The 21,121-nt window shown below is 67.1% G+C and carries 21 protein-coding genes; 7 read left to right on the top strand and 14 right to left on the bottom strand.

Translation table 11 applies throughout. The features are described 5' to 3' along the window. Positions 1-35 precede the first annotated feature (35 nt). The 7 genes from ACAM49_RS14200 to ACAM49_RS14170 form a co-directional block, all read right to left on the bottom strand. Complete coding sequence (locus tag ACAM49_RS14200; protein ID WP_369635955.1) at positions 36-1,220, bottom strand: peptide synthetase; 1,185 nt, start codon at positions 1,218-1,220, stop codon at positions 36-38. Between the two features lie 12 nt (positions 1,221-1,232). Further along, positions 1,233-2,270: an SDR family NAD(P)-dependent oxidoreductase gene (locus ACAM49_RS14195; protein ID WP_369635954.1), complete on the bottom strand. Its 1,038-nt coding sequence runs from the start codon at positions 2,268-2,270 to the stop codon at positions 1,233-1,235. A gap of 16 nt (positions 2,271-2,286) precedes the next feature. Then, positions 2,287-2,556 (bottom strand): hypothetical protein, encoded by a 270-nt coding sequence (locus ACAM49_RS14190; RefSeq protein ID WP_369635953.1) that lies wholly within the window; start codon positions 2,554-2,556, stop codon positions 2,287-2,289. Continuing rightward, complete coding sequence (locus tag ACAM49_RS14185; protein ID WP_369635952.1) at positions 2,553-4,370, bottom strand: fatty acid CoA ligase family protein; 1,818 nt, start codon at positions 4,368-4,370, stop codon at positions 2,553-2,555. Before ACAM49_RS14185 ends, ACAM49_RS14190 begins: the two co-directional genes overlap by 4 nt. Continuing rightward, on the bottom strand, positions 4,367-5,296 hold the full coding sequence (locus tag ACAM49_RS14180; RefSeq protein WP_369635951.1) for a hypothetical protein: 930 nt from the start codon (positions 5,294-5,296) through the stop codon (positions 4,367-4,369). The genes ACAM49_RS14185 and ACAM49_RS14180 overlap by 4 nt, the downstream gene beginning before the upstream one ends. A gap of 11 nt (positions 5,297-5,307) precedes the next feature. Continuing rightward, a complete protein-coding gene (locus ACAM49_RS14175) occupies positions 5,308-6,360 on the bottom strand; it encodes a 3-oxoacyl-ACP synthase III family protein (RefSeq protein WP_369635950.1) in 1,053 nt (350 codons plus the stop codon). A 388-nt stretch (positions 6,361-6,748) separates the two neighbouring features. After that, the gene (locus ACAM49_RS14170; protein WP_369635949.1) at positions 6,749-7,393 is read right to left on the bottom strand and encodes a TetR/AcrR family transcriptional regulator; all 645 of its coding nucleotides are present in this window, start codon (positions 7,391-7,393) and stop codon (positions 6,749-6,751) included. A gap of 305 nt (positions 7,394-7,698) precedes the next feature. On the opposite strand from ACAM49_RS14170, the gene ACAM49_RS14165 reads away from it, so the two are divergent. Together ACAM49_RS14165 and ACAM49_RS14160 are read left to right on the top strand one after the other, a co-directional pair. Then, the gene (locus tag ACAM49_RS14165; RefSeq protein ID WP_369635948.1) at positions 7,699-8,469 is read left to right on the top strand and encodes a helix-turn-helix domain-containing protein; all 771 of its coding nucleotides are present in this window, start codon (positions 7,699-7,701) and stop codon (positions 8,467-8,469) included. Between the two features lie 8 nt (positions 8,470-8,477). Next, the gene (locus ACAM49_RS14160) at positions 8,478-9,272 is read left to right on the top strand and encodes a helix-turn-helix domain-containing protein (RefSeq protein WP_369635947.1); all 795 of its coding nucleotides are present in this window, start codon (positions 8,478-8,480) and stop codon (positions 9,270-9,272) included. A gap of 288 nt (positions 9,273-9,560) precedes the next feature. On the opposite strand, the gene metG is transcribed toward ACAM49_RS14160, so the two are convergent. After that, positions 9,561-11,120, bottom strand: a complete 1,560-nt coding sequence (gene metG / locus ACAM49_RS14155) for a methionine--tRNA ligase (protein ID WP_369635946.1) — start codon at positions 11,118-11,120, stop codon at positions 9,561-9,563. Positions 11,121-11,208: 88 nt separating this feature from the next. On the opposite strand from metG, the gene ACAM49_RS14150 reads away from it, so the two are divergent. After that, the gene (locus ACAM49_RS14150; RefSeq protein WP_040812668.1) at positions 11,209-12,036 is read left to right on the top strand and encodes a TatD family hydrolase; all 828 of its coding nucleotides are present in this window, start codon (positions 11,209-11,211) and stop codon (positions 12,034-12,036) included. A 210-nt stretch (positions 12,037-12,246) separates the two neighbouring features. Continuing rightward, a complete protein-coding gene (locus tag ACAM49_RS14145) occupies positions 12,247-13,374 on the top strand; it encodes a transglycosylase family protein (RefSeq protein ID WP_369635945.1) in 1,128 nt (375 codons plus the stop codon). 25 nt (positions 13,375-13,399) lie between these two features. On the opposite strand, the gene ACAM49_RS14140 is transcribed toward ACAM49_RS14145, so the two are convergent. Beyond that, the gene (locus tag ACAM49_RS14140; protein ID WP_369635944.1) at positions 13,400-13,885 is read right to left on the bottom strand and encodes a carboxymuconolactone decarboxylase family protein; all 486 of its coding nucleotides are present in this window, start codon (positions 13,883-13,885) and stop codon (positions 13,400-13,402) included. 165 nt (positions 13,886-14,050) lie between these two features. Here ACAM49_RS14140 and ACAM49_RS14135 point away from each other — a divergent pair, with 165 nt between their 5' ends. Beyond that, on the top strand, positions 14,051-14,938 hold the full coding sequence (locus tag ACAM49_RS14135) for an RNA polymerase sigma-70 factor (RefSeq protein ID WP_369635943.1): 888 nt from the start codon (positions 14,051-14,053) through the stop codon (positions 14,936-14,938). A gap of 22 nt (positions 14,939-14,960) precedes the next feature. On the opposite strand, the gene ACAM49_RS14130 is transcribed toward ACAM49_RS14135, so the two are convergent. From ACAM49_RS14130 to acpM, 3 genes are all read right to left on the bottom strand, one after another. Next, complete coding sequence (locus ACAM49_RS14130) at positions 14,961-15,320, bottom strand: hypothetical protein (protein ID WP_369635942.1); 360 nt, start codon at positions 15,318-15,320, stop codon at positions 14,961-14,963. A gap of 277 nt (positions 15,321-15,597) precedes the next feature. Then, positions 15,598-16,041, bottom strand: a complete 444-nt coding sequence (locus tag ACAM49_RS14125; RefSeq protein WP_369635941.1) for an SRPBCC domain-containing protein — start codon at positions 16,039-16,041, stop codon at positions 15,598-15,600. Continuing rightward, positions 16,038-16,343: a meromycolate extension acyl carrier protein AcpM gene (gene acpM, locus ACAM49_RS14120; RefSeq protein ID WP_040812659.1), complete on the bottom strand. Its 306-nt coding sequence runs from the start codon at positions 16,341-16,343 to the stop codon at positions 16,038-16,040. Before acpM ends, ACAM49_RS14125 begins: the two co-directional genes overlap by 4 nt. Positions 16,344-16,418: 75 nt before the next feature. Between acpM and ACAM49_RS14115 the strand changes: the two genes are divergently transcribed. Further along, on the top strand, positions 16,419-17,327 hold the full coding sequence (locus ACAM49_RS14115) for a MerR family transcriptional regulator (RefSeq protein WP_369635940.1): 909 nt from the start codon (positions 16,419-16,421) through the stop codon (positions 17,325-17,327). On the opposite strand, the gene rsmA is transcribed toward ACAM49_RS14115, so the two are convergent. Together rsmA and ACAM49_RS14105 are read right to left on the bottom strand one after the other, a co-directional pair. Beyond that, positions 17,315-18,196, bottom strand: a complete 882-nt coding sequence (gene rsmA, locus ACAM49_RS14110; protein WP_369635939.1) for a 16S rRNA (adenine(1518)-N(6)/adenine(1519)-N(6))-dimethyltransferase RsmA — start codon at positions 18,194-18,196, stop codon at positions 17,315-17,317. The two genes, ACAM49_RS14115 and rsmA, sit on opposite strands and share 13 nt — an antisense overlap. Before the next feature lie 42 nt (positions 18,197-18,238). Then, on the bottom strand, positions 18,239-19,402 hold the full coding sequence (locus ACAM49_RS14105; protein ID WP_369635938.1) for a lipase family protein: 1,164 nt from the start codon (positions 19,400-19,402) through the stop codon (positions 18,239-18,241). 189 nt (positions 19,403-19,591) lie between these two features. Here ACAM49_RS14105 and ACAM49_RS14100 point away from each other — a divergent pair, with 189 nt between their 5' ends. After that, the gene (locus ACAM49_RS14100; RefSeq protein ID WP_369635937.1) at positions 19,592-21,121 is read left to right on the top strand and encodes an alpha/beta hydrolase; all 1,530 of its coding nucleotides are present in this window, start codon (positions 19,592-19,594) and stop codon (positions 21,119-21,121) included.

Here is a 21,121-nt window from a genome sequence, read left to right as displayed (position 1 = left end):
CATAGCGGTCTCCGATCGGGTCAGAGGCGAGGAGTTCAGTGTTCGGCGTTCGAATTCGCGGGTGTCAGTTCGGATTCCAGCGTGCGAACGATGCGATCGAGCAGGGCGTCCAGCCGTTCCGGGATGCCGCGGCCGTTGCGCACCGAGACGGTCAGTTCGGTGCGGCCGCCGCATTCGGTCATGCCCATGAGCAGCGGCATGGCGACGCTGTGCTGGGGCATGACCTTGATGGCGGTCGGGGTGAAACCGGGGACGGCGAGCTCGTCGAGGTCGTAGCGGCCCATGTGGGAGACGGTGGCGGAGGCCAGGTTCAGGCCGGTGCGCGCACCCAGCACGTTCAGGGTGCGCAGCAGGCCGCGCCCGGCCGCCTGGGGCAGGTATTTGAGGCCGCCGTTGTCCATCTGGTTGAGTTCGCGGTTCTCTTTCAGGCCCGCGCGCTTGATCTCGTTGAGCTGCTGCCAATCCACGCCCGGCCGCACGTCCAGGAACAGCGGCAGCGCCAGATTCGCGGTCGAGCGCAATGTCGGATCATGGCGGCGGATGTCGACGGGGATCATGATGCGCGAGAGCGGCCCGCCCTCCTCCGCGAGCAGCGCCGCGACCCGCATGAGCGCGCCCGGCCCGGTCGCGTGAATGGTGCGGGTGCGCAACAGGTGCCGGTGTTCGCCCCGCTCCTGACGCCCGTGCCCGACCGCCGAACGGAACCGGGGCAGCATGAGCGTGGGCCGCCCGGGCGCGCCGACCTTGCGCACCAGTTCGGCATCGGCGATCGGGTCGGGTGCGCCCACCGGCTCCTCGCCGCGCAGCACGCGCAGCACGTCGGTGGCCCAGATGACCATGCCCATGCCGTCCATGACGCCGTGGAAGACCCGGAACACCAGGGTGGTCGGCGCGGCCGTGAGCAGCAGCACCTCGACGGTGGTGTCCGGGGTCGGGCCCATCGGGCTGGTCAGCACCGGATCGGCTTCCAGCGCAGGGTATTGCAGCGCGTGGTCGACCACCCGGACGCTCGGCGCGACGCCGCTGTCCACCCAGTCCTTGCCGTCGCGCACCAGCCGCGCGCCCGGATTGGCTTCGGCGGCCCGGGTGACCGCGCGGCGCAGCGCCTCGGCGTCGATGCTGCCCTGGCCCTCCACCACGAGCTGCATCAGGAACGGCGGAGCCAGATCCCGCATCGGGAAGTAGATGAGTTCGGTGGGGGAGATGGGACGGCGGAACATATGGTTACCTGCCTAGATCTTCTCGTTCAAAGCGACGACCCCGCCCTGGGTTTCGAGCCAGGCCAGGAAGTCGGCCAGCCCGGTGTCGCGGTCCACGATCGGGTGGTAGCCGAAATCGCGGGTGGCGGCCGAGGTGTCGTAGGTGGCGGTGCGCGTCATCAGCGCGACCACGTACCGCGACAGCGGCGGCGACCACCGGGTGGCGACGAACGGTATGCGCCAGACGGTTTCGATGGTGGCCACGATCGCGTCGAGTACCCGTCGGTTCGGCTGCCTGGTCGGTTTGGCATAGCCGAGGCCGGTGGCCACGTCGCCGAGGAAGCCCCAGACATCGGTCTGCTCGGCATCGGCGATGAAATACGCCTTGCCGCCGATGTTTTCGGAACCCGCCAGCACGCACGCCTCGACGATGTTCTCCACATGGCACAGCGAGGCCTCGACCTGCTTGCCGTAGGACAGATCCGGCAGCGTGCCCGCCGCGGCCCGACCCAGCAGCCGCACGATCGGCCCGGACCGGTCGCCCGCACCCCAGATGGCGCGCGGCCGCAGCGCGCAGGCGCTGAATTCCGCTGTGTTCGAGGCGAGTACGAGCCGCTCGGCGGCCGCCTTGGTCTCGGAGTACAGGTTCAGGTAGCGCCGCGGGTACGGCACCGATTCGTCGATGTTCACCTGGTCGCCGCCGTCGCGGTCCATGAGCGCGCTGGGGCTGGAGATGAATACGAATCGCGTGGTGCCGTTGCGCTTGGCCGCCCGCACCAGATTGTCGGTGGCCGTGACGTTCTCGGCCACGAACTGCTCCCGCGTGCCGCGATCGTCGACGCGCGCGGCGCTGTGGAACACGACGTCCACGCCCTTGGTGGCGCGTTCCAGCGACACCTGATCGGTGAGATCGCCGGTGATGACCTCGACCCGGTCGATCACCTCGGCCAGGTCGCGCAGATTGCTGGTGGCCCGCGCCAGGATCGCCACCTCGTAGTCGCCGTCGCGGACCAGGCGGCGCACCAGCGCTCCGCCCAGGAATCCGGACGCGCCCGTCACAAGTGCCTTCACGCTCTACCCTTTCCGGTCATGCGGCTTCCTGCGTCTTCCACCAGGTGATGCCGAAGATCTGAGTCATGGCCGCCGTCTTCACCGCCGAGTGCTCGGTGTCGGCGGTGGCCTTCAGCGCGGCCGGGATCTGCGCCGCGTGCACCACGATGCTGAGGAAGGCGTCGATCCAGAACATTGCGCGCAGCAGCCGATTGGCGGGTGCGCGATCACCCGCCGCCAGCAGCAGGCCGAGGGCCAGGTAGAGCCAGCCCAGCACCGGAATCGCCCGCAGCACAGTCACCTTCATCGTCCATCTCCCTTATCGAGCCGTTCAGCCGCCCAGACCGCGAGTTGTTCGCGGCCGATCTTGGCATTGTGGCGGATGTCGACGGGGAATCCCGGATGGAACAGGAAGGTGGAAACCGGTGCGGTGACATCGAATTCGGCCGCACGCTCGCGGAGCTGCGCCGTCAGCTTCACCGTGTCCGCGCCCGGCTCGGCCTCGACGCAGAGCACCGGCAACTGCGTGCCGCGCGTGCCGACCCCGACCAGCGCGGTCCGCGCGACCCCGGGCACGGTGTTGAAGACCTGTTCCACCTGCACCGAGAACATCGGGCCGTCGGCGGTCAGCAGGCGCTGACTCTTGCGGCCGCAGAACCAGATTCGGCCCTCGTCGTCGATCCAGGCCAGATCGCCGGTGCGATGCCACACCGTCTCGCCGTCCTGGATCTTGCCCGCGAGGTTCGCCGACTCCGGCCAGTAGTACCGGGTGCTGACATTCGGCCCCGACACAACGAGCTCACCGATGCCCCGGGTGCCCGCCAGCTCGGACGCCCGGGCCTCGGCCTGCTCCCAGGTCGGGATCGGATCGTCGGTGATGGCGACCAGCCTCGCCCGCACGCCCTCGGCCGGACGGCCCACACAGGTGCCGTCGCCCAGATGCGCCCGCTCCACCAAACCGCCCAGCAGTTCCCGGGATTCGATGGTGGACATGGGCAGCGCCTCGGTGGAGCCGTAGCCCGCGTACACCTCGGCGTCCTCGGCGAGCACCTGCCGCAGCCCGGCGATGCACCAGTCCGGGACCGGTGCGCCGCCGGAGAAGATGCTGTGCAGGGTGGGCACCGGGGTCCGGTGCTGTTCGAGGTGCCGCAGCAGCGGGATCAGCACGGCGGGCGAGGCGAACATGGTCTTCACGCCGAACCGGTTGATGGCGTCGACCACATGCGCGGGATCGGTCGAGCCGACCTTGCTCGGCACCAATGGCGGGAGCACACAACGGGATCCGAGCAGCATGTCGAGGATTCCCACCAGTGGCAGGGTGATCAGCGAGGTGCCCGGATCCACCCGGCCGCGGGCGGCGTGCACCTGCTCGACCATGGAGCTGAGATTCCCGTGCGTCATCTCCACGGCCTTGGCGGGCCCGGTGCTGCCGGTCGTGTACGCGATGAGCAGCAGCTCGTCGGCGGGTGCGGGTACCCGCTCCTTGAGTGTGAACGCGTCGAATGGGGCTCGGTGCTCGATCTTTCGCGACTCCAGCGTGGCCAGCAGCTCGTCGAGTCGCGCGGCCACCTTGGCGCTGGCCGGGCCGTGCGACCCCAGCTCGGCGCTGAGCCTGTTGCCGAGGCGGCCCGAGGTCGCCGGCGCACCCCACCCGCGCAGTGTCGGGCCGCCCCAGAACCAGCGCGGGCCGACGGTGAGAGTCACCCGCACGTTCCGGAAGTACTTGCCGAACAGCACCCGCGCGGCATGCGCCTGCGGAATCCCGATGAACGCCTCGGCGTCGGCGGCCCGCAGGCAGTTGAGCATCTTGCGCAGACCCATGCCCGGATCGATGACCACCGGGACCGCGCCGATCTTCAACAGCCCCAGCATGATCGCGTACAGCTCCGGGCTGGGCAGCACCAGCACGATGGTCCGGGTGCCGCGGCCCACGCCGGCCGCGGCCAGGTGCAGGCCGATGGTGTCGGACCATTCGTCGAGCTCACGGTAGGTGAGATGGCGGTAGTCCGGCAGGCCGGAGGCGGTCTTCCCCGCGGGGTAGATGACCGCCTCGCGGTCCGGATCGGCGGCCACCACCGCGCGGAAGCGGTCGATGGCCTGCCAATAGGTCGCGGTGGTCACGCCCAGCCTTTCCCGCTGCCCAGGGCTCCGGCGAGGGCCGGGAGCCGGTAGACGACCGCGGCGGCCGAGGGGCCCGCGCCCGCCGCCACGAACAGCACATCGCGGTAGGCGGCGAGCGAATCCGACTCGGCGGCAGCGTGATACGCCAGCGGCAGGGAGGCGGTGTGCGGGTCGCCCTGGGACAGATCCGGGGTGAAGACCGCCTCGGGCGCGATGCCGAGTTCGGCGGCCAGCAGGGCCGGGAACTCCCCGCTCGGGGTGGAAGCGATGAGCGCGGTGGTGGTCTCGTCGATATCGCTGCTCGCCAGCGCGGCGCGGGCGGCCTCGGCGGCGACGACCAGCAGCCGGTCCAGGTAGTCCGGCTCGCGCTCCACGGTCATCAGTCCGCGGCCGCGGTTGCCCATGGTCTCGACGTCCACGTAGGACTCCAGGCCCGGCGTGCCCTCGGCGGCGCGGGTGTGCACCCGGCCGAAGCCCTCCGGCTCATCGGTCTGCTCCAGCAGCAGCGCCGCACCCGCTGTGGCGTAAGGGAATTCGTCATCGGCCGCCGAACGGGTCAGCGAGGGATGGGTGTCGCCGGACACGATCAGCACGTGCTGCGCGCTCCCGGTGGCCAGCACCGCCTGCGCCACCTGGACCGCGTTGACCACGCTCGTGCCCGCGTTCATCAGGTCGAAGGAGAACGACCGCGGGTCCTCCTTCACATAATCCAGCCCGATGCCCGCGGCCTTCTGGATCAGCGCCGACACCGCCGGCTCGACGGTATTGCTGTCGCGGAAGATGCCCGCGTTGATCATGACCCCGACCTGGCCGGGCTCGATGCCCGCGCTCTCCATGGCCCGCCGCGCGGCCCGGCCGCTGAGCTCCACGATGCTGAAAGTGTCGGTGTCCCGGCTGATTCCGGTGGATTTGATGCGCACGCCCATGTTCGTAGACCTCAGACCTTCAGCGACGAGATGGTGGTGGACAGGAAGCCGCCGACCACGCCGGAGGCGGCCGGGATCATCAGCAGCTTGGATCCGCTCGCGATCGCCTGCTGGCTCAGCTGATCGTGCAGCACGATGAAATGCGAAGTGCTGGAGGTGTTTCCGTACTTCTCGATGACATTCAGGTCCGGCGGCATGGGGTGCCCGAACTCGCGCTCGGCAATGGCGTTCATGAACGGAATCGCCGCCGCGCCGAACTGGTGGTGGATGATGTAGTCGAAACCCTCACCGGCGAAGTCGATTCCGCGCTCCTCCATGAAGTTGCGCTGGGTGTCGGTCCACAGCAGGAACCGCGCCTCGTTGTGCATCTTCCGGTTGTCGGTGTAGAGCGCCACGCCATTGGTCTTGTCACTGGGCATGCCCAGACACAGGTGCGAGAACTCCGACGCGGTGGTCAGCTCGATGTAGTGGATCTTGTCGTTGTCGTCGACGGCCTCGTCGAGCACCACGCAGGCGCCGGAATCGCCGACGGTCAAGGACGCGAATTGCAAATCGTATTTACTGGAAATCTCATTCACGGCCGTTTCGGCGATCGGCGTGATCGCCTCGCCGCTGACCACGATGCCGCGTTTCACCGCACCGCTGCGAATCATGCGGTCGAGAATGTAGACGCCACTCATCATGCCCGCGCAGGCATTCGAGAGATCGAAGGCGATGACATCCTCGCGGGCGCCGATTGCGCGGCCGATGGCCCCGGCGAAGGACGGCTCCATGTACATGCGGGTGCCGTGCTTGCTGCGCGTGATGGAGGTGGAGATGATGACGTCGAGATCGCCTGCGGCATAGGATGACCTGGACAGACTGTCCTCGACGGCCTTCATGGCCAGGACGAACGAATCCTCGCGGCTCTCCGGCCTGGTGTCGCGGAACCGGCGCTCCTTGACCCCCGTGATTCGTTCGAGATCGAACTCGGGGACTTCCTTCAATTGCGAAAGCAATTCGGCTGTGGTGACGCGCTTCTCGGGTAGATAAGCGCCGATCGACTCGAATCGAGATTGAGGCACGGCGAACTCCTGATACTGGGTGGCTGAAACAGGAACTGAAATGATCGTCGAACTCCGATGCGATGAGGCTACCGGAGAGTAACTAGCTTGGGGAACTGGAGCGTTCCGTGTAGCTGTCTGAGACGAATCGTGAACGCGTGCTTAGTGTTACGCCGGGTACGGCACAGCCCGGGCACCCAGCGTGCGGCCGTACCCGTGGCCTGAGGTGGGGGGTACGGGAAAGTACTGGATGCCGGTCAACGCCTGGCTATCTCGCGCTATGTGTCATCCGTATGGCCCGAGGATGACGAACCGAGGGTCTCCCTGTGAGTGAGTTCACCTGAGCGCGTCACATTCTCGGGCCTCCGCCGAGTCGATCCGCAAACTGTCTGAGCGGCAGTCGATTTCGCTAGGTGAGCGGCGGCAGGCCCAGCACGGCGATGACGAATTCGACGAACAGCGGCGCCAATTCGGGCACCCGGTGCGCGCCCTCGGCCACGATCACCCGCCGGGTCCGCTCGCCGATGGCGTCCGGAATCAGCGCGAACAGTTCATCGGCGATCACCGGCAGGCTCGGATCGGTCTCCCGCGCCTGGGCGTAGAAGACCCGGTACAGATCGGCGAACCGGTCCACCGCCAGATCCCGCAGCGCCACCGACTCCTGATCCACCTTGAACGCCTCGACCAGCATCAGGCGCGTGAAATCCGGTTCGGAGGCGACGGTTTCGCAGAACGTCACCACGATCGACTCGATGCGCGCGTGCGCCCCGGCATCGGTCGGCAGCTGCGCCAGCTCCTCCGCGATCCGGGTCGCGATGATGTCCGACCCGGTCCGCACCGCCTCGACGAAACACTGCTCCTTGTTCGCGAAATGCTCGTAGAAGGTGCTGCGCGACACCCGAGCGCGCCCGACGATATCGGTCAACGTCGTCGCGTTGTACCCCTTGGCCTCGACACACTCCACCATCGCCTCGATGAGCCGCCCCCGCTGCGAAGTGAGTACCGCGTCACGCGCGGCGCGATGCCGTTCGTCGAAGTTGGTGCGCTGCAGCATCCATTCCCTCTCGTTGAACCGCGATCGCTTCAGATGGCCATTATCAGTCGCTGCCCCCCATCCCGACGGATCGGCATTGCAGGCACCCGACCTCAGTCACCCGACTCCTTACTTGCGCCACCGCTGCAACTACGCGGCCGCGGATCCGCCGTCGCCCCGATAGCCCCTGCTCAGTAGGCTTGCCCAGTCTCGGGAATTGAATCCTCGCGGTGTGCTGGCTAAATATTTGCGAGAAGGTTGCGGAAGATAGGGCGGTCGTGGTGATCAAAGGTGTCGATCCGGTTCCCGAACAACCCTTGATCGGTATGACGATGCGATACCGGCGCGAGGTGCTAGGGCTCACGCAGGAGGAAGTCGCGCGCCGGATGTACATCAGCGTCTCGCTGTACCGCAAGCTGGAGAACGGTGAGCGCGCATTGGCCGCCGAGCGGCTCGAGGACTGGTTCGCCGCCATCGACGCACCGGTGTGGATGCTGGAGAAGATGGTCTCCCTGACGATGCCGAGGCTTTCGATGCTGGCCCGGGGCGCCTGGCCGCCCATGCTGCGCCAGGAGGACCTCGATCACCTCAACGCGCTGCCGTATCCGGCCTACTTCCACCGCTTTCCCGAATACGAAGTGCTGGCGGCGAATCCGGCCGCGAACGCCGCGATGCCCTGGCTGGCCCCCGCGCCCGCGGGCGCCGAGCGCCCGGTGAACGTCATCGAGCAGATGATGACCGTGCCCGAGGCACGTGAGGTGCTGGTCAACTGGGACACCATCGTGCACCGGCTGCTGTTCAGCCTGCGCATCCTGGCGCCGGGCGTCGTCGCCCCGGAGCGCCTGGCGCAGATCATCGAAACCTGCAGCGTGAACCCGGAATTCGAGCGTATGTGGAACACCCCGGTCGACCAGGACCTCTACAACGATTCGGCCATCCTGGTCCGCGTTCCCGACTCCGGCGAGCTCATCAGCATGACCATGCGCGTCTACAACGTCTATCACCCCGAAAACTGCTCGTACCAGCTGTTCATGCTCACCCCGCGATCCCCCGGCACCCCGACGGTGGACCCCTTCGTGCTCTCGGCCGGAGGGTAGGCGCTGTGATGTTCGGTTCTGTCGAGCCCGTTCCGGAGCAGCCCCTGCTCGGGATGTTCATGCGGTATCGGCGTGAGGCGCTGGGGTTGACTCAGGAGGAAGTCGCGCGGCGGATGTTCGTGAGTCTGTCGCTGTATCGGAAGCTCGAGAACGGCGAACGCCCGTTATCCCCGGACCGGCTGGTGGACTGGTCGCGGGCTATGCAGGCTCCGGTGTGGCTGCTGCGCAAGATGGCTTCGCTGGCGATGCCGATTCCGTCGGCGGTGGAGGCGGGGGTGTGGCCGCCGGTGTTGCGGGCCGAGGATATCGAGCATTTGGAGGCGCTGCCGTTTCCGGCGTTCTATCACCGGACGCCCGAGTACGAGATTCTCGCGGCGAATCAGGCCGCGCGGGAAGCCTTTCCGTGGCTCATCCCGGCGGATGCGGATGCCGAACGGCCGGCGAACGTCATCGAGCAGATGATGACGGTGCCGATCGCGCGTGAGGTGCTGATCAATTGGGAGCTGATCGTGCATCGGCTCCTGTTCATCCTGCGGGTGAACGCGCCGGGTACCGTCGCGCCTGAGCGGCTCGCGCAGATTCTCGATACCTGCCGGTCCAATCCGGACTTCGAGCGGTTGTGGACCACCGATCTCAGCGAGGAGGCGTTCAACGATTCGCTGGTGCTGGTTCGCGATCCCGAGTCCGGCGGTCAGATCTCGTTGACCATGCGCTCGTACAACGCCTGGCATCCCGACAACTGCCCGTATCAGCTGTTCGTGCTGACCCCGCGAGCGGACCCGAGCCCGTCGGTGGATCCGTAGAACGCCGACCGATCCGTCGTGTGCGAATAATTTCCACCGGGATCCGCTGGTGAGACTCGGTGCCCCAATTCGTGCCGGTTCTCCGGGTTGACCGGGGGCGCAAGTGGATCGGATCCTGGTTCGGCGAGATCAACTGCTGCCCGATCCGATTTCCGCGGATCGGGCAGTGGTGTGTTCACGGTATTCCCGTTCCGATGGTGGAGTTCGGAGGGGAATCTCCACCCGCGGGTTTGCGGGTGTGACTCGGTGGCCGCCCGCCGAAGGGGGGCGGGCGGCGCCGGACTCTTCTTATGCCTTGGGGGCTACGTACTTCGGGAAGACCACTTCCGGCTCCGGCAGGGCTACGCCGGGGACGAGCGGGGTGGCGATGTCGGCGAAGGTGCGGTCGGTGGCGCCGAGCAGGTCCAGGATCTTGGCGGCGGAGGCCGGGATGACCGGCTGGACCAGGATCGAGACGATGCGCAGCACCTCCATGGTCACGTAGAGGATGGTGCCCTCGCGGGCCACGTCCTCCGGCGTGCCTGACTTGGCCAGCGTCCACGGGGCCTGGGCGGAGAAGTAGCGGTTGGTCTCGCCGAGGGTGAGCCACAGCTGTTCCAGGCCGAGATGGATCTGCTGCTGGTCGAATTCGGCGCGGACGTTCGCTAGCAAGTTGCCAGCGCGTTCCAGCAGCGCCTTGTCGTCCTCGGTGAACTCACCGGGAGTCGGCACCACGCCGCCGAAGTCGCGGCCCACCATCTTCAGGCAGCGCTGCGCGAGGTTGCCGTACTCATTGGCCAGATCGGAGTTGATCCGGCCGATGATCGCCTCCTCGCTGTAGGACCCGTCCTGCCCGTAGGAGATCTCGCGCAGCAGGAAGAAGCGCACGGCGTCGAGCCCGAAGGTCTCCACCAGATCCATCGGATCGACCACATTGCCGACCGACTTGGACATCTTCTCGCCCTTGTAGTTGACGAAGCCGTGCACGAAAACCCGCTTGGGCAGCTCGATTCCGGCGCTCATCAGGAACGCGGGCCAGTACACGGTGTGGAACCGCGAGATGTCCTTGCCGATGATGTGCAGATCCGCGGGCCAATACTTCTGGAACGACGCGGAATCGGTGTTCGGGAAGCCCGCGCCGGTCAGGTAGTTGGTGAGGGCGTCCACCCACACGTACATGACGTGCTCGGGATGCCCCGGCACCGGCACACCCCAGTCGAAGGTGGTGCGGGAGATCGACAGATCCTTCAGCCCGGCCTTCACGTACGAGACGATCTCGTTGCGCCGGGTCGCGGGCGCGATGAATTCCGGATGGGTCTCGTACAGGTCGAGCAGCTTGTCCTGGTACTTGGACAGGCGGAAGAAGTAGTTCGACTCCTCGGTCCACTCCACCGGGGTCTTGGTGTCGGTGGAGATGCGGGTGCCGTCGGAGAGGACGGTGGTCTCCTCCTCGGTGTAGAAGGCCTCGTCGCGCACCGAGTACCAGCCGGCGTAGGTGTCGAGGTAGATGTCGCCCGCCTCGACCATGCGGTTCCAGATCGCGGCCGACGCCGCGAGGTGATCCTCGTCGGTGGTGCGGATGAACCGGTCGAAGGAGATGTCGAGCGCCTTGTCCATGGCCTCGAAGACATCGGAGTTGCGTGAGGCGTACTCCTGCTCCGGGAGACCGGCGGCCTTGGCGGCCTGCTGCACCTTCTGGCCGTGCTCGTCGGTGCCGGTCATATAGAACACATCGAAGCCGTCCAGCCGTTTGAAGCGAGCCAGGGCATCGGAGGAGATGTACTCGTAGGCGTGCCCGATGTGCGGGGCGCCGTTCGGGTACGCGATGGCCGTGGTGAGGTAAAAGGCGGGGCGTTCGGATGCGCTCATGGTGTGTCTACTCTATCTGCGTGTCCTTCGTCGCTCGCGTGAATATCCCCGTGGCAAGTGTCGCCCGCCTCTCTCTCGGAGTGCGCGCATGAGCGGCCGCCGACCCGCGCCCGAGCCGCCGCAGCCGCTGTCGCCGCTGATCGACGCGCACACCCATATCGACGCCTGCGGGGCGACCGATCCGGAATCGGTTGCGGCGCTGGTGGAGCGGGCCCGCGCGGTGGGGGTGCGGGAGATCGTCACCGTCGCGGACGATCTGGAGGCCGCGCGCTTCGCGGTCCGGGCCGCGAACTGGGACGATCGGGTCTACGCGGCGGTCGCGCTGCACCCGACCCGCGCCAATCACCTCGACGACGCCGCCAAGGCCGAGCTGGAACAGCTCGCCGCGGACCCGCGCGTGGTCGCGGTGGGGGAGACCGGTCTCGACTACTACTGGCCCGGCAAGCTCGACGGCTGCGCCGAGATCGAGGATCAGGTCGAGGGCTTCCGCTGGCACATCGATCTCGCCAAGCGCCTCGGCAAGCCGCTCATGATCCACAATCGTGAGGCCGATCACGATCTGCTGACCGTGCTGCTGGACGAGGGCGCGCCCGAGACGGTGATCTTCCACTGCTTCTCCTCGGACGCGAACATGGCGCAGGCCTGCGTGGAAGAGGGCTATGTGCTGAGCTTTTCGGGCACGGTCAGTTTCAAGAATGCGCATGAATTGCGCGAGGCGGCGAAACTCGTTCCCGACGAACTGATTCTGGTCGAAACGGATGCGCCATTCCTGACCCCGCATCCGTTCCGGGGTGCGCCCAACGAGTCGTACATGTTGCCGTTCACCGTGCGGGCTCTGGCGGAACTACGCGAACAGGATCCGGTGCAACTCGCCAAGATCACCACCGCCAACGCGAGGCGCGTCTACGGAATCTGATCTCTCACACGTTTTTTCGTGTTCGCACCATTCCTGCGTGTTCGCGACACGAGTTGTGATGGTGTGGCATGGCTCACTATGATCTGCCGCGATCGTGATTTACCTGCGGTTCGATATCGGGTCGTAATTTTCGTCCCCGCAGTTCCGCCGGTAGTGGTTGTCAATCCCTGACCCCCTCGTTATCGTACTGTGACCATGCCGGGATTTCCGATGCACGCTTTGGCGAAGATCAACTCGTCGCGTTCCCCGATGCTGTACGGGGCCATCGCGGCGATGCTCGTCACGCTCATCGTCGGGGCGGGCGTGGCCATCATGAGCAAGAAGCAGGTCACCTTCGTCGTCGACGGCAAGAAGTTCGTCGAATCCACCATGCGCGGCGACGTGCGGGGCGCGCTCAAGGACGCGGGCTACCTGCTCACCAGTCGCGACGACGTATCACCCACCGCCGGAGCGCATATCAGCGACGGGGAGACCATCACGCTGAACCGGGCCCGCGAGGTCTCGCTCATCGTCGACGGCACCCCGTCCAAGGCCTGGACCACCGCGCTCACCGTGGCCGAGGCCGTCACCAAGCTGAACTTTCCGGGCGACGTCTTCACCTCGCCCGCCCGGCCCAGCCCGCTGCCGCTCGAGGGCGCGCAGCTGCTGATCACCAATCCGCGCACGGTCGAGTTGTCCGACAACGGAGTTCCCGCCTCGCTGGTCCGCCTGGCCGCGCCGACCGTCGGCGAGCTGCTACGGGTGCAGGGCCGCCCGCTGGTCAACCAGGACTTCGTGCAGCCGGCCGCGAACACGCCGCTCACCGACGGCATGAAGATCACCGTCACCCGCAAGGTGGTCGAGAACCGCACGGAGCGGGTGCCGTTGGATCCGACGGAGAACATCATCGAGGATCCGACGCTCAATATGAGCCGCACGATCGTCGAGAATCCCGGCGTACCGGGCACGCAGGACGTGACTTTCGCGGTGTCCATCGTGAACGGGCATGAGGCGGCCAAGGATCCGCTCAAGTCCACCGTGATCGTGCCCGCCCAGCCCAAGACCGTTCGCAAGGGCGCCAAGCCCGGCACCGAGGTGCCCGAGGTCCGCGACGGCGCCACCTGGGACGCGCTGGCCAAGTGTGAATCCGGCGGCAACTGGGCGGTGAACACCGGCAACGGCTACTACGGCGGCATCCAGTTCGACCAGAGCACCTGGGAACGCCAGGGCGGCACCAAGTACGCGCCGCGCGCGGACCTGGCGACCCGCGAGGAGCAGATCGCCATCGCCGAGGTCACCCGCGCCCGCCAGGGCTGGGGCGCCTGGCCCGCCTGCACCTCGCGGCTCGGCATCAGCTAGACACCCCGGCGCCGGTGTTCGCGGCTCAGTTCGCGATCGCCTCGAACGCGCCCGCCTGGTAGGAGCCGCCCTTGGTTTCAGTGATCACGGCCAGGCGGTTGGCGGCATTGATCATGGCGACCAGGTAGACGAGCGCGGTGATCTGCTCGTCGTCGTAGTGCTTGCGCACCAGCTCCCAGGTCCGGTCCGACACACCGTGATTCGCGTCGGCCATGCGGGTGCCCTCCTCGGCCAGTGCCAGGGCGGCCTGCTCGGCCTCGGTGAAGACGGTGGATTCGCGCCAGGCTGCGACCAGGTTGATCCGGACGGCGGGTTCGCCCGCGGCCGCCAGTTCCTTGGTGTGCGCGTCCACGCAATACCCGCAGCCATTGATCTGGCTGGCGCGCAACTCCACCATCTCGATCAGCGATTTCGGCAGACCCGACTGCATGATCGCCACGCTGGTGTTGGCGAAGCGCTTGCCGAGCTTGGCGCCGAGGTCGTTGGCGTTCAGGTTGAAACGGGGTTCCATGATGTGGTCCTCACTTGCGGTGCTGAATTCGAACGACCACAAGACGGCGAGACCCCAACTGCCGTAACAGCGTCAGCGATGTGACGTGAACCACTGCCGTTCGGTGTTATGCGACGGCCGGTTCCGGCGTCTGGTGGGGGAGACCGCAACAGATCAGGAGCCGCCATGTCCGCGATCCCGGACCCCGCCACCGAAGCCTTTGTGGCGCACCGCAATCTGCTGTTCACGGTCGCCTACGAGATGCTCGGCTCCGCCGCCGACGCCGAGGACGTGCTGCAGGAGACCTGGCTGCGCTGGATCGGCGTCGACCTGGCGACCATCGCGGACCCCCGCGCCTACCTGGTCCGCATCACCACCCGCCAATCCCTCGACCGCCTGCGCGCGCTGGGCCGCCGCAAGGAGTCCTACGTCGGCCCCTGGCTCCCCGAACCCCTGCTCACCGCCCCCGACGTGGCCGACGACCTCGAGCTGGCCGAAAACCTCTCCATGGCAATGCTTCTTTGCCTGGAAACCCTCGCCCCACTCGAACGAGCCGTCTTCGTCCTCCGCGAGGTCTTCACCCTCGACTACGACGAAATCGCCGAAGCCGTCTCGAAAACCCCCACCGCCGTCCGCCAACTCGCCTACCGAGCCCGCTCCCACGTCGCCGCCCGCCGCCCCAGAGGCGTTGTCTCCCAGTCCGATACCCGCGCTGCGCTAGCCGCCTTCCAACACGCCATCGAAACCGGCGACCTCCAACACCTCGTCGACATCCTCGCCCCCGACGTCGTCTTCCTCGGCGACGGCGGCGGCATCGCCCAGGCCGCCCTGACCCCCATCATCGGAGCCGAAGCCGTCGCCGCCCTCCTCTCGGTCGGCCTACCCAACCTGGCCTCGCGCGCCCTGGAACCCGCCCAGGTCAACGGCCATCCAGCCCTGATCCTCCGCCGTGACAACGAGATCGACACCATGCTCGCCGTCCGCGTCGACAACGGCCTCATCACCGCCCTCTACTCCCTACGCAACCCCCACAAACTCTCCCGCCTCCACACCGAGACCTCGCTACACCGCTGAAACAGATTGGGGTCCAGGGTTATCAGTGATCCACATGCATTATGGCGATCCCGGCGCAGTCCTCGGGCCCGCCGGGACGGACCTCGATCCTGATCGACTGCTCACCGCCGATCTGCACGGCGTGCACCAGATGCGAACCAGCGGTGTGCGGCGTCCACGTGGCGACGACGAGACCGTTGACGCCGGCCTCGATCGCGCTCGGCGGATCGAATTCGCCGTCCTGGCTGTCGTAGAAGCTGACGTAGGCGCCGGGCTCGGTCGTCGCTTGCGCGAAATAGGTGCAGCCGGCGACGAAGACCCCCGGATCCCAGGGCGCCGTCACTTTGAAATCCGTGATCCCGGCAGACGCGGCGGGGGCGGTCAGCACCAGGGTGGCTGCCATCGCGCCCATTGTGGAAATCGCGGCCGCCGCGGACCTGCGCGATCGCAGCATGAGGAATCCCCTTCGAATGACAGCGAACAATGAACCGCCACCGACGCTATCGATCGGCCCGCGCTGCCGGGAGTCCCATAAATAGGGGCGCTCCAACAGCCAGGTGAGGGATTACGGCTGGTCGGGGGTGGTGAGGGCGCGGTGGCGGCGCTGCTCCAGTTCGATGAAATCGTCGATCGCGTCGATTTCGCGGCGGACTTCTTCGAGGGACATGACCTCGATCCTGTCAGTGGTGGATGACCTCCGTCAGTTTGGGGAGGACCCGACGTTTCCAGCTTCGCTCGGTGGCGTTGCGGATCATCTTCTGGCGGCGGTCTTCGATGTCGAAACCTGTTTGGGTGAGCAGGAGTCGGGTGCCGTGGCCCTGGGGGTGGAGGGTCCAGTCGATGAGCAAGCGGATGGGGTCGACGGCATGGGGATGTAGCCAGGTGTAGGTGGGTGGTTCGTGGGGGCGGGCGGTGCGGACCTCGCAGAGGATTTCGTCGATCGGGGACTCGGGGGTGGTGAAGCGGAAGTTGATTCCGGGGACGGGCTGGAAGCCGGTGGGGCGGAGTAGCCAGCGCTGCAACAGGTCCGGGTCCGTCAGGGCGCGCCAGACGGCTTCCGGAGGCTGGGGGAAGAAGGAGCCCAGTTCGACGGCGGCGGGGTTCAGGTGGGTGTCGGCGATCATTCGGGTTGGGCTTCCTTGAACTTGGCCTCCATTTCCGCTGCGAGCTGGGGCTTTTCGGCTTCCATTTTCTGGACGTAGGTGACGGCGTCGCCGACGGTGCGCAGGCTGGCCAGGTCTTCGTCGGGGACCTTCACCTGGTACTTGTCCTCGAGTTGGACGGCGATCTCGACCAGGGACAGCGAGTCGATGTCCAGGTCGGTGACGAAGGATTTCTCGAATGTCACCTCGTGCGCTTCGATTCCGGTGACCTCCTCGATGATCTCGGCGATGCCTGCGACGATTTCTTCCTGCGTGGTTGCCACGGATTGGCCTTTCCTCGGTGGATGAGTTGTTCGCAGTACGCTAAAAGCTCCAGCGGGGTGGAGGTTCAAGAAGTTGTGACCGAGGACACACAGGCGCGGGCGCTGGTGAGCATCGGGGAGTTGGCGCGGGCCACGGGGCTTTCGGTGCGCACGATCCGGTTCTATTGCGACGAGGGCATTCTGGAATCCCAGCGCAGTCCGGGTGGGCATCGGATATTCGACGGGGACACTGCTACCAAACGATTGCTGCTGGTGCGGCGATTGCGGGCGCTCGGTCTCGGGCTGGAATCGATCACCGAGGTGCTGCGCGGCGAGCGGTCGATCGAGGAGGTCATCGCCGCCGAAAGTGCCCGGCTGGACATCGAATTCAGGTCACTGGCCTGGCGGCGCGCGTCGGTGCGGGCCGTGGAGACGGCGGCCCCGCTACAGCGGGAGGAGCGACTCGGACTGCTGGCCGCCGCGCAAGACGGTGGGGCGGTGCACGATTGCCTCATCCGATTCTGGCAGCGCATCCTGTCGCCGATTCAGCACCGCGACTGGGTGTGCTGGAATGTGCCGGAGCCGCCTGCCGATCCGACCGTCGACGACGTTGTCGCGTACGCCGAGCTGGCCGCCCTGGCTGCGGACCCGGAGATGAAAAGTGCTGTCCGACGCCAGTTCTGGCGGAATCAGTCGGAGCTGATCAGAGATCCGCAAGGGCTCTACGCCGACGTGGGTGACGTCATGACCGAGGTCGTGCCACTCGTCGCGGCGGGCGTACACCCTTATTGCGGTGGCGAACTCGACCGATACGTCCGCGCCCATGCGGGCGCGCGAGGGTTCCGCGATTCGACGCAATTCCGCGAGCAACTACTGTCTGACTCGACCGACACCGACCAACGGATTCTTCGCTACTGGGCGCTGACGGATCAGTTCTTCGGGGATCGCGTCACAGTAGGCCAGGCCCACCACTGGCTGTACGACGCGCTGACTCAGTCCTGCTGAGCCAGCCGGACGAAGGCGGCGGTATCGAGGGTCTCGCCCCGGGCGGTCGGCGCGATTCCGGCTGCGACAAGCCGCCTTTCGGCCTCCGCGGGCGAACCCGCCCACCCCGCTAGGGCGGCCCGCAGGGTCTTGCGGCGCTGCGCGAAGGCGGCGTCGACCACGGCGTACACGCGCTGGCGGAACTCTTCGTCCTGCGGCCAAGGGGATTCCGCGAATCGATCGATGCGCACCAACCCGGATTCCACCTGCGGCACCGGCCAGAAGATCTGGCGGCCAACGGTTCCGGCGCGCCGGACGGTCCCGTAGAAGCCCGCCTTCACACTCGGCACGCCGTAGATGCGGCCGCCGGGCGTGGCGGCCAGCCGGTCCGCCACCTCCAGCTGCACCATCACGAGAGTGGTTCGGATGCTGGGGAATTCGGCCAGCAGGTGCAGCAGAACCGGCACCGCCACGTTGTAGGGCAGGTTCGCCACGAGGGCGGTCGGCTCGGCCGGGAGATCAGCGTGGGTGACCTTCATGGCGTCCATGGGGACGACCGTCAGCCGGTCCGCGAGCTCGGGGGCACGAACGCCCACCGTCTCCGGCAGGTGCTTCGCCAGCGTCGGATCGATCTCGACGGCGATCACCCGGTCGACCACGTCCAGCGCGGCCAGGGTCAGCGACCCCAACCCGGGCCCGACCTCCAGCACGATGTCGTCGCGGCCGACGCCCGCGGTGGCCACGATGCGGCGCATGGTGTTGGCGTCGTGGACGAAGTTCTGTCCGAGCTGCTTGGTCGGGCGGACGCCGAAGCGCTCGGCCAGCTCACGCACTTCGACGGGGCCGAGCAGGGCGGCTTTTCCACGACCGGCGACTTCGGGTTCGGACATTCTGAAAAACCTATCAAGCTGGGCGAACCGGCGGACAACCGGTCAGGGCACAGTGGGCGCGGCGAAGATGCGGTTGGTGAAGTCGTCCATCGCCGCCCACATCTGCGGGTTGAGCTCGGTGTGGCCGCCGGTGCCGATCACGGACTCGAAGCCGACGCCGTTCGCGGCGAACTGCGCCATCAGCGCGGCGTGCAGGGGCGACGGGACGGTGGTGTCGGTCGCATTGAGCAGCAAGAGGATCGGCGCGTCATAGCCGCGAGTGGCCACGGTCATGTAGTCGCGCAGCACGGCGGAGAACGGCCCTTCGGAGAGGGGGCGGGACAGCACCGACCCCGCCACCACGCCCGCCATCTTGTCGGTGAGCTCGCCCAGGCAGTCGTATTGAACGCTGTCGAGCAGCCGGCGGCCGTAGTCGGTGAGATAGCTGTCGACCTGTGCGTCCGGCCGCGCCGCGCGCATGCCGATCAGGATGGATACGAAGAAGGCGTCGGTGTCCTGCCCGGACGGTCCGGGCAGCGCGGGTACCCACGGTCCGGCGATCGGCAGCACCTTCTCCACGTCGGAGGCCGGGTCGATGGCGACCGTGCCCCGGAAATCCAGCTCGGGCGCGGTCCACACCTGATAGCTCGAACTGCCCAGCGCCGCATGCCCGCCCTGGGAAGCGCCGCTGACCGCCCAGGTGCGCGAGAGTTCGGGCTTGGCGGCGCGGGCCGCCTTGACCATGTCGATGGTCGCGCCCGCTTCGGTGCTCAGTTCGAGGTAGGGGTGCGGCCCGGTGTCGAAGAGCCCGAGGCCCACGTAGTCGGGCGCGACAACCGCGTAGCCCTTGGACAGGAAGAACCGCATGATCGCGTCTTCCTCGCGACGCCGGTACGGCAGCACCTCGCGTTCCGGGTCGGCCTGGCAGCCGCAGCCCGGGCCCAGTCCGGTGGTGCCGTGATCCCAGGCCATGATCGGCCATCCGCCCGCCGGGGGCTGCCCGGCCGGAACGAATACGGCTCCGCTGGCTTTCACCGGCTCACCGTTGGAACGGGTGGTCCAGTATTCGACGGCGGACCCGCCCCAGAGGTTGTGCCAACCGTCGGGCTGGCTGGTTGCTGAAATGAGCGATCCCGAGGGTTCGGCCTGCGCCGACCCGGGAACGCTCAGCAGCACACCCGCCGCCACCGTCGCGACGGTAAGAGCAAATGCACCTGCAATCCGCATGATTCCTCCACGGGGGCGAAGGCCTTCGATGGGCGGAAAGTCTATCGACCTTGATCGCCGGAGATTTGCTAGGTATGTGGCGGGCGTGGCGGCGGCACGCGTCGCCGACCAAATCCGCCATCTCCCACGGTTTTTCACCCGGCTGCCGGGTAGCGTCGCCCCTCGGGAACCAGACCGTGAGGAGAATGCATGCCGGCTCAGCGGATTCGACGGCTCGTCGCTGTAGTCCACGCCACCCTGGGCGCGACCCTGCTCACCTCGGCGGTCGTCCTACCGGCGGGACCGGCGAGCGCGGATGCCGCCGCGAGCCTGGACCGGTTCTATCACCAGGATCTGGAGTGGAAGCCGTGTGACATCCCGGCCCTCGATGCCGCCGGCGGGCTGTGTTCCGGCGTGCGGGTTCCGCTCGACTACGACAATCCGGGCGGACGCACGCTGACCGTCGCCATCTCCCGGATTCCCGCCGCCGATCCGAGCCGGCGGCGCGGCATCCTGCTGTCCAATCCGGGCGGCCCCGGCGGTCAGGGCCTGAAGTACTCGGGCAATCTGTCCAACGAACTCTTCAGCCCCGACGTCCGCGCGCAATACGACCAGATCGGCATGGATCCGCGCGGCATCGGCCGCTCCGATCCGGTGAGCTGCACGATTCCGGTGCCCACCATGCTGTTCTCGGCCGGATTCGATCTCTTCGGCTACGCCCGCGATACCGCGGTCGCCGCGGCGCTGGCCACCGCGTGCGTCGGCACCGACGCGGAGAAGGCCCGGCACATCACGACTCGCAATACCGCGCGCGATATGGATGTCATCCGAGGCGTTTTCGGGGAATCGAAGATCAACTACTTCGGCGCGTCCTACGGCACCTACCTCGGGTCCGTCTACAGCCAGATGTTCGGCGACCATGTCGACCGGATGGTCTTCGACAGCCCGATCGACCCGGAGCGGTACTACGTCGGCCTCTACCAGGACATGGGCCCGATCAATGAGTACGCCCTCGACGACTGGGCGAAATGGGCGGCCCGCCACGACGACGAGTACCACTTCGGCGCGACTCCCGAGCAGGTGCGCGGATTCATCGAGGATCTCATCCGGCGCGCCGCGGGCCACGAGATCTACGGCAGCGGATACCTCGTCGACGAGCACACGATTCCCATGATGCTGCTTGCGCTGCTGCCGAATCCGAAGCTGAACACCAACCTCGCCGAGGTGGTGCGGATGGTGGATTCCGGGGTGTCGGGCGGGCCCATCGATATGGACGCGCTGAAGGCGAAGATCATCGCCGCGGTGCCGCTGGACGCGGCGGCCATGGCGGCGATCATGTGCGGCGACCGGGCCGCGCCGCGCGACCCCGCCTGGTACTACGCGAATGTCGAGGCCGCGCGCCCGACGCAGCCGGTGTTCGGCGCGTTCGCCAACAACATCACCGCGTGCGCGTTCTGGCCGGATCCGATCGAACCGGCCACCGAGATCCACAACGCCACACCGGTTCTGATGGTGGCGAACGTGCACGACACCCGCACCGCGTATCAGGAAGGCCTTGCGCTGCACCGGGATCTGCCGGAGTCGCGGCTGGTCACCTTGGCGGACACCAGGGTTCACGGTGCGTTCCGCCCGGGCCTGAGCCCGTGCGTGAACGGCATCGTGAACACCTACCTGGCGACCGGCGTGCGGCCCGCCGAGGATCTCACCTGCGAGCCCGACTTCTCCTGGTTCCCGCAGTAA

Source organism: Nocardia sp. JMUB6875, assembly GCF_041154655.1.
In the GTDB taxonomy this organism is placed as follows: Bacteria; Actinomycetota; Actinomycetes; order Mycobacteriales; family Mycobacteriaceae; genus Nocardia.
The sequence above is the reverse complement of the archived record's forward strand: the minus strand, read 5'-3'. Positions and strand labels throughout refer to the sequence as shown.

Bases quoted from the DNA above. Each gene is read 5' to 3' on its own strand.
- ACAM49_RS14100 (WP_369635937.1), top strand. From the start codon at position 19,592: ATGCCGGCTCAGCGGATTCGACGGCTCGTCGCTGTAGTCCACGCCACC.
- ACAM49_RS14105 (WP_369635938.1), bottom strand. From the start codon at position 19,402: ATGCGGATTGCAGGTGCATTTGCTCTTACCGTCGCGACGGTGGCGGCG.
- ACAM49_RS14160 (WP_369635947.1), top strand. From the start codon at position 8,478: ATGTTCGGTTCTGTCGAGCCCGTTCCGGAGCAGCCCCTGCTCGGGATG.
- ACAM49_RS14190 (WP_369635953.1), bottom strand. From the start codon at position 2,556: ATGAAGGTGACTGTGCTGCGGGCGATTCCGGTGCTGGGCTGGCTCTAC.
- ACAM49_RS14165 (WP_369635948.1), top strand. From the start codon at position 7,699: ATGACGATGCGATACCGGCGCGAGGTGCTAGGGCTCACGCAGGAGGAA.
- rsmA (WP_369635939.1), bottom strand. From the start codon at position 18,196: ATGTCCGAACCCGAAGTCGCCGGTCGTGGAAAAGCCGCCCTGCTCGGC.
- ACAM49_RS14180 (WP_369635951.1), bottom strand. From the start codon at position 5,296: ATGGGCGTGCGCATCAAATCCACCGGAATCAGCCGGGACACCGACACT.
- metG (WP_369635946.1), bottom strand. From the start codon at position 11,120: ATGAGCGCATCCGAACGCCCCGCCTTTTACCTCACCACGGCCATCGCG.
- ACAM49_RS14130 (WP_369635942.1), bottom strand. From the start codon at position 15,320: ATGGCAGCCACCCTGGTGCTGACCGCCCCCGCCGCGTCTGCCGGGATC.
- ACAM49_RS14125 (WP_369635941.1), bottom strand. From the start codon at position 16,041: ATGATCGCCGACACCCACCTGAACCCCGCCGCCGTCGAACTGGGCTCC.
- ACAM49_RS14140 (WP_369635944.1), bottom strand. From the start codon at position 13,885: ATGGAACCCCGTTTCAACCTGAACGCCAACGACCTCGGCGCCAAGCTC.
- ACAM49_RS14145 (WP_369635945.1), top strand. From the start codon at position 12,247: ATGCACGCTTTGGCGAAGATCAACTCGTCGCGTTCCCCGATGCTGTAC.
- ACAM49_RS14170 (WP_369635949.1), bottom strand. From the start codon at position 7,393: ATGCTGCAGCGCACCAACTTCGACGAACGGCATCGCGCCGCGCGTGAC.
- ACAM49_RS14135 (WP_369635943.1), top strand. From the start codon at position 14,051: ATGTCCGCGATCCCGGACCCCGCCACCGAAGCCTTTGTGGCGCACCGC.
- ACAM49_RS14150 (WP_040812668.1), top strand. From the start codon at position 11,209: ATGAGCGGCCGCCGACCCGCGCCCGAGCCGCCGCAGCCGCTGTCGCCG.
- ACAM49_RS14200 (WP_369635955.1), bottom strand. From the start codon at position 1,220: ATGTTCCGCCGTCCCATCTCCCCCACCGAACTCATCTACTTCCCGATG.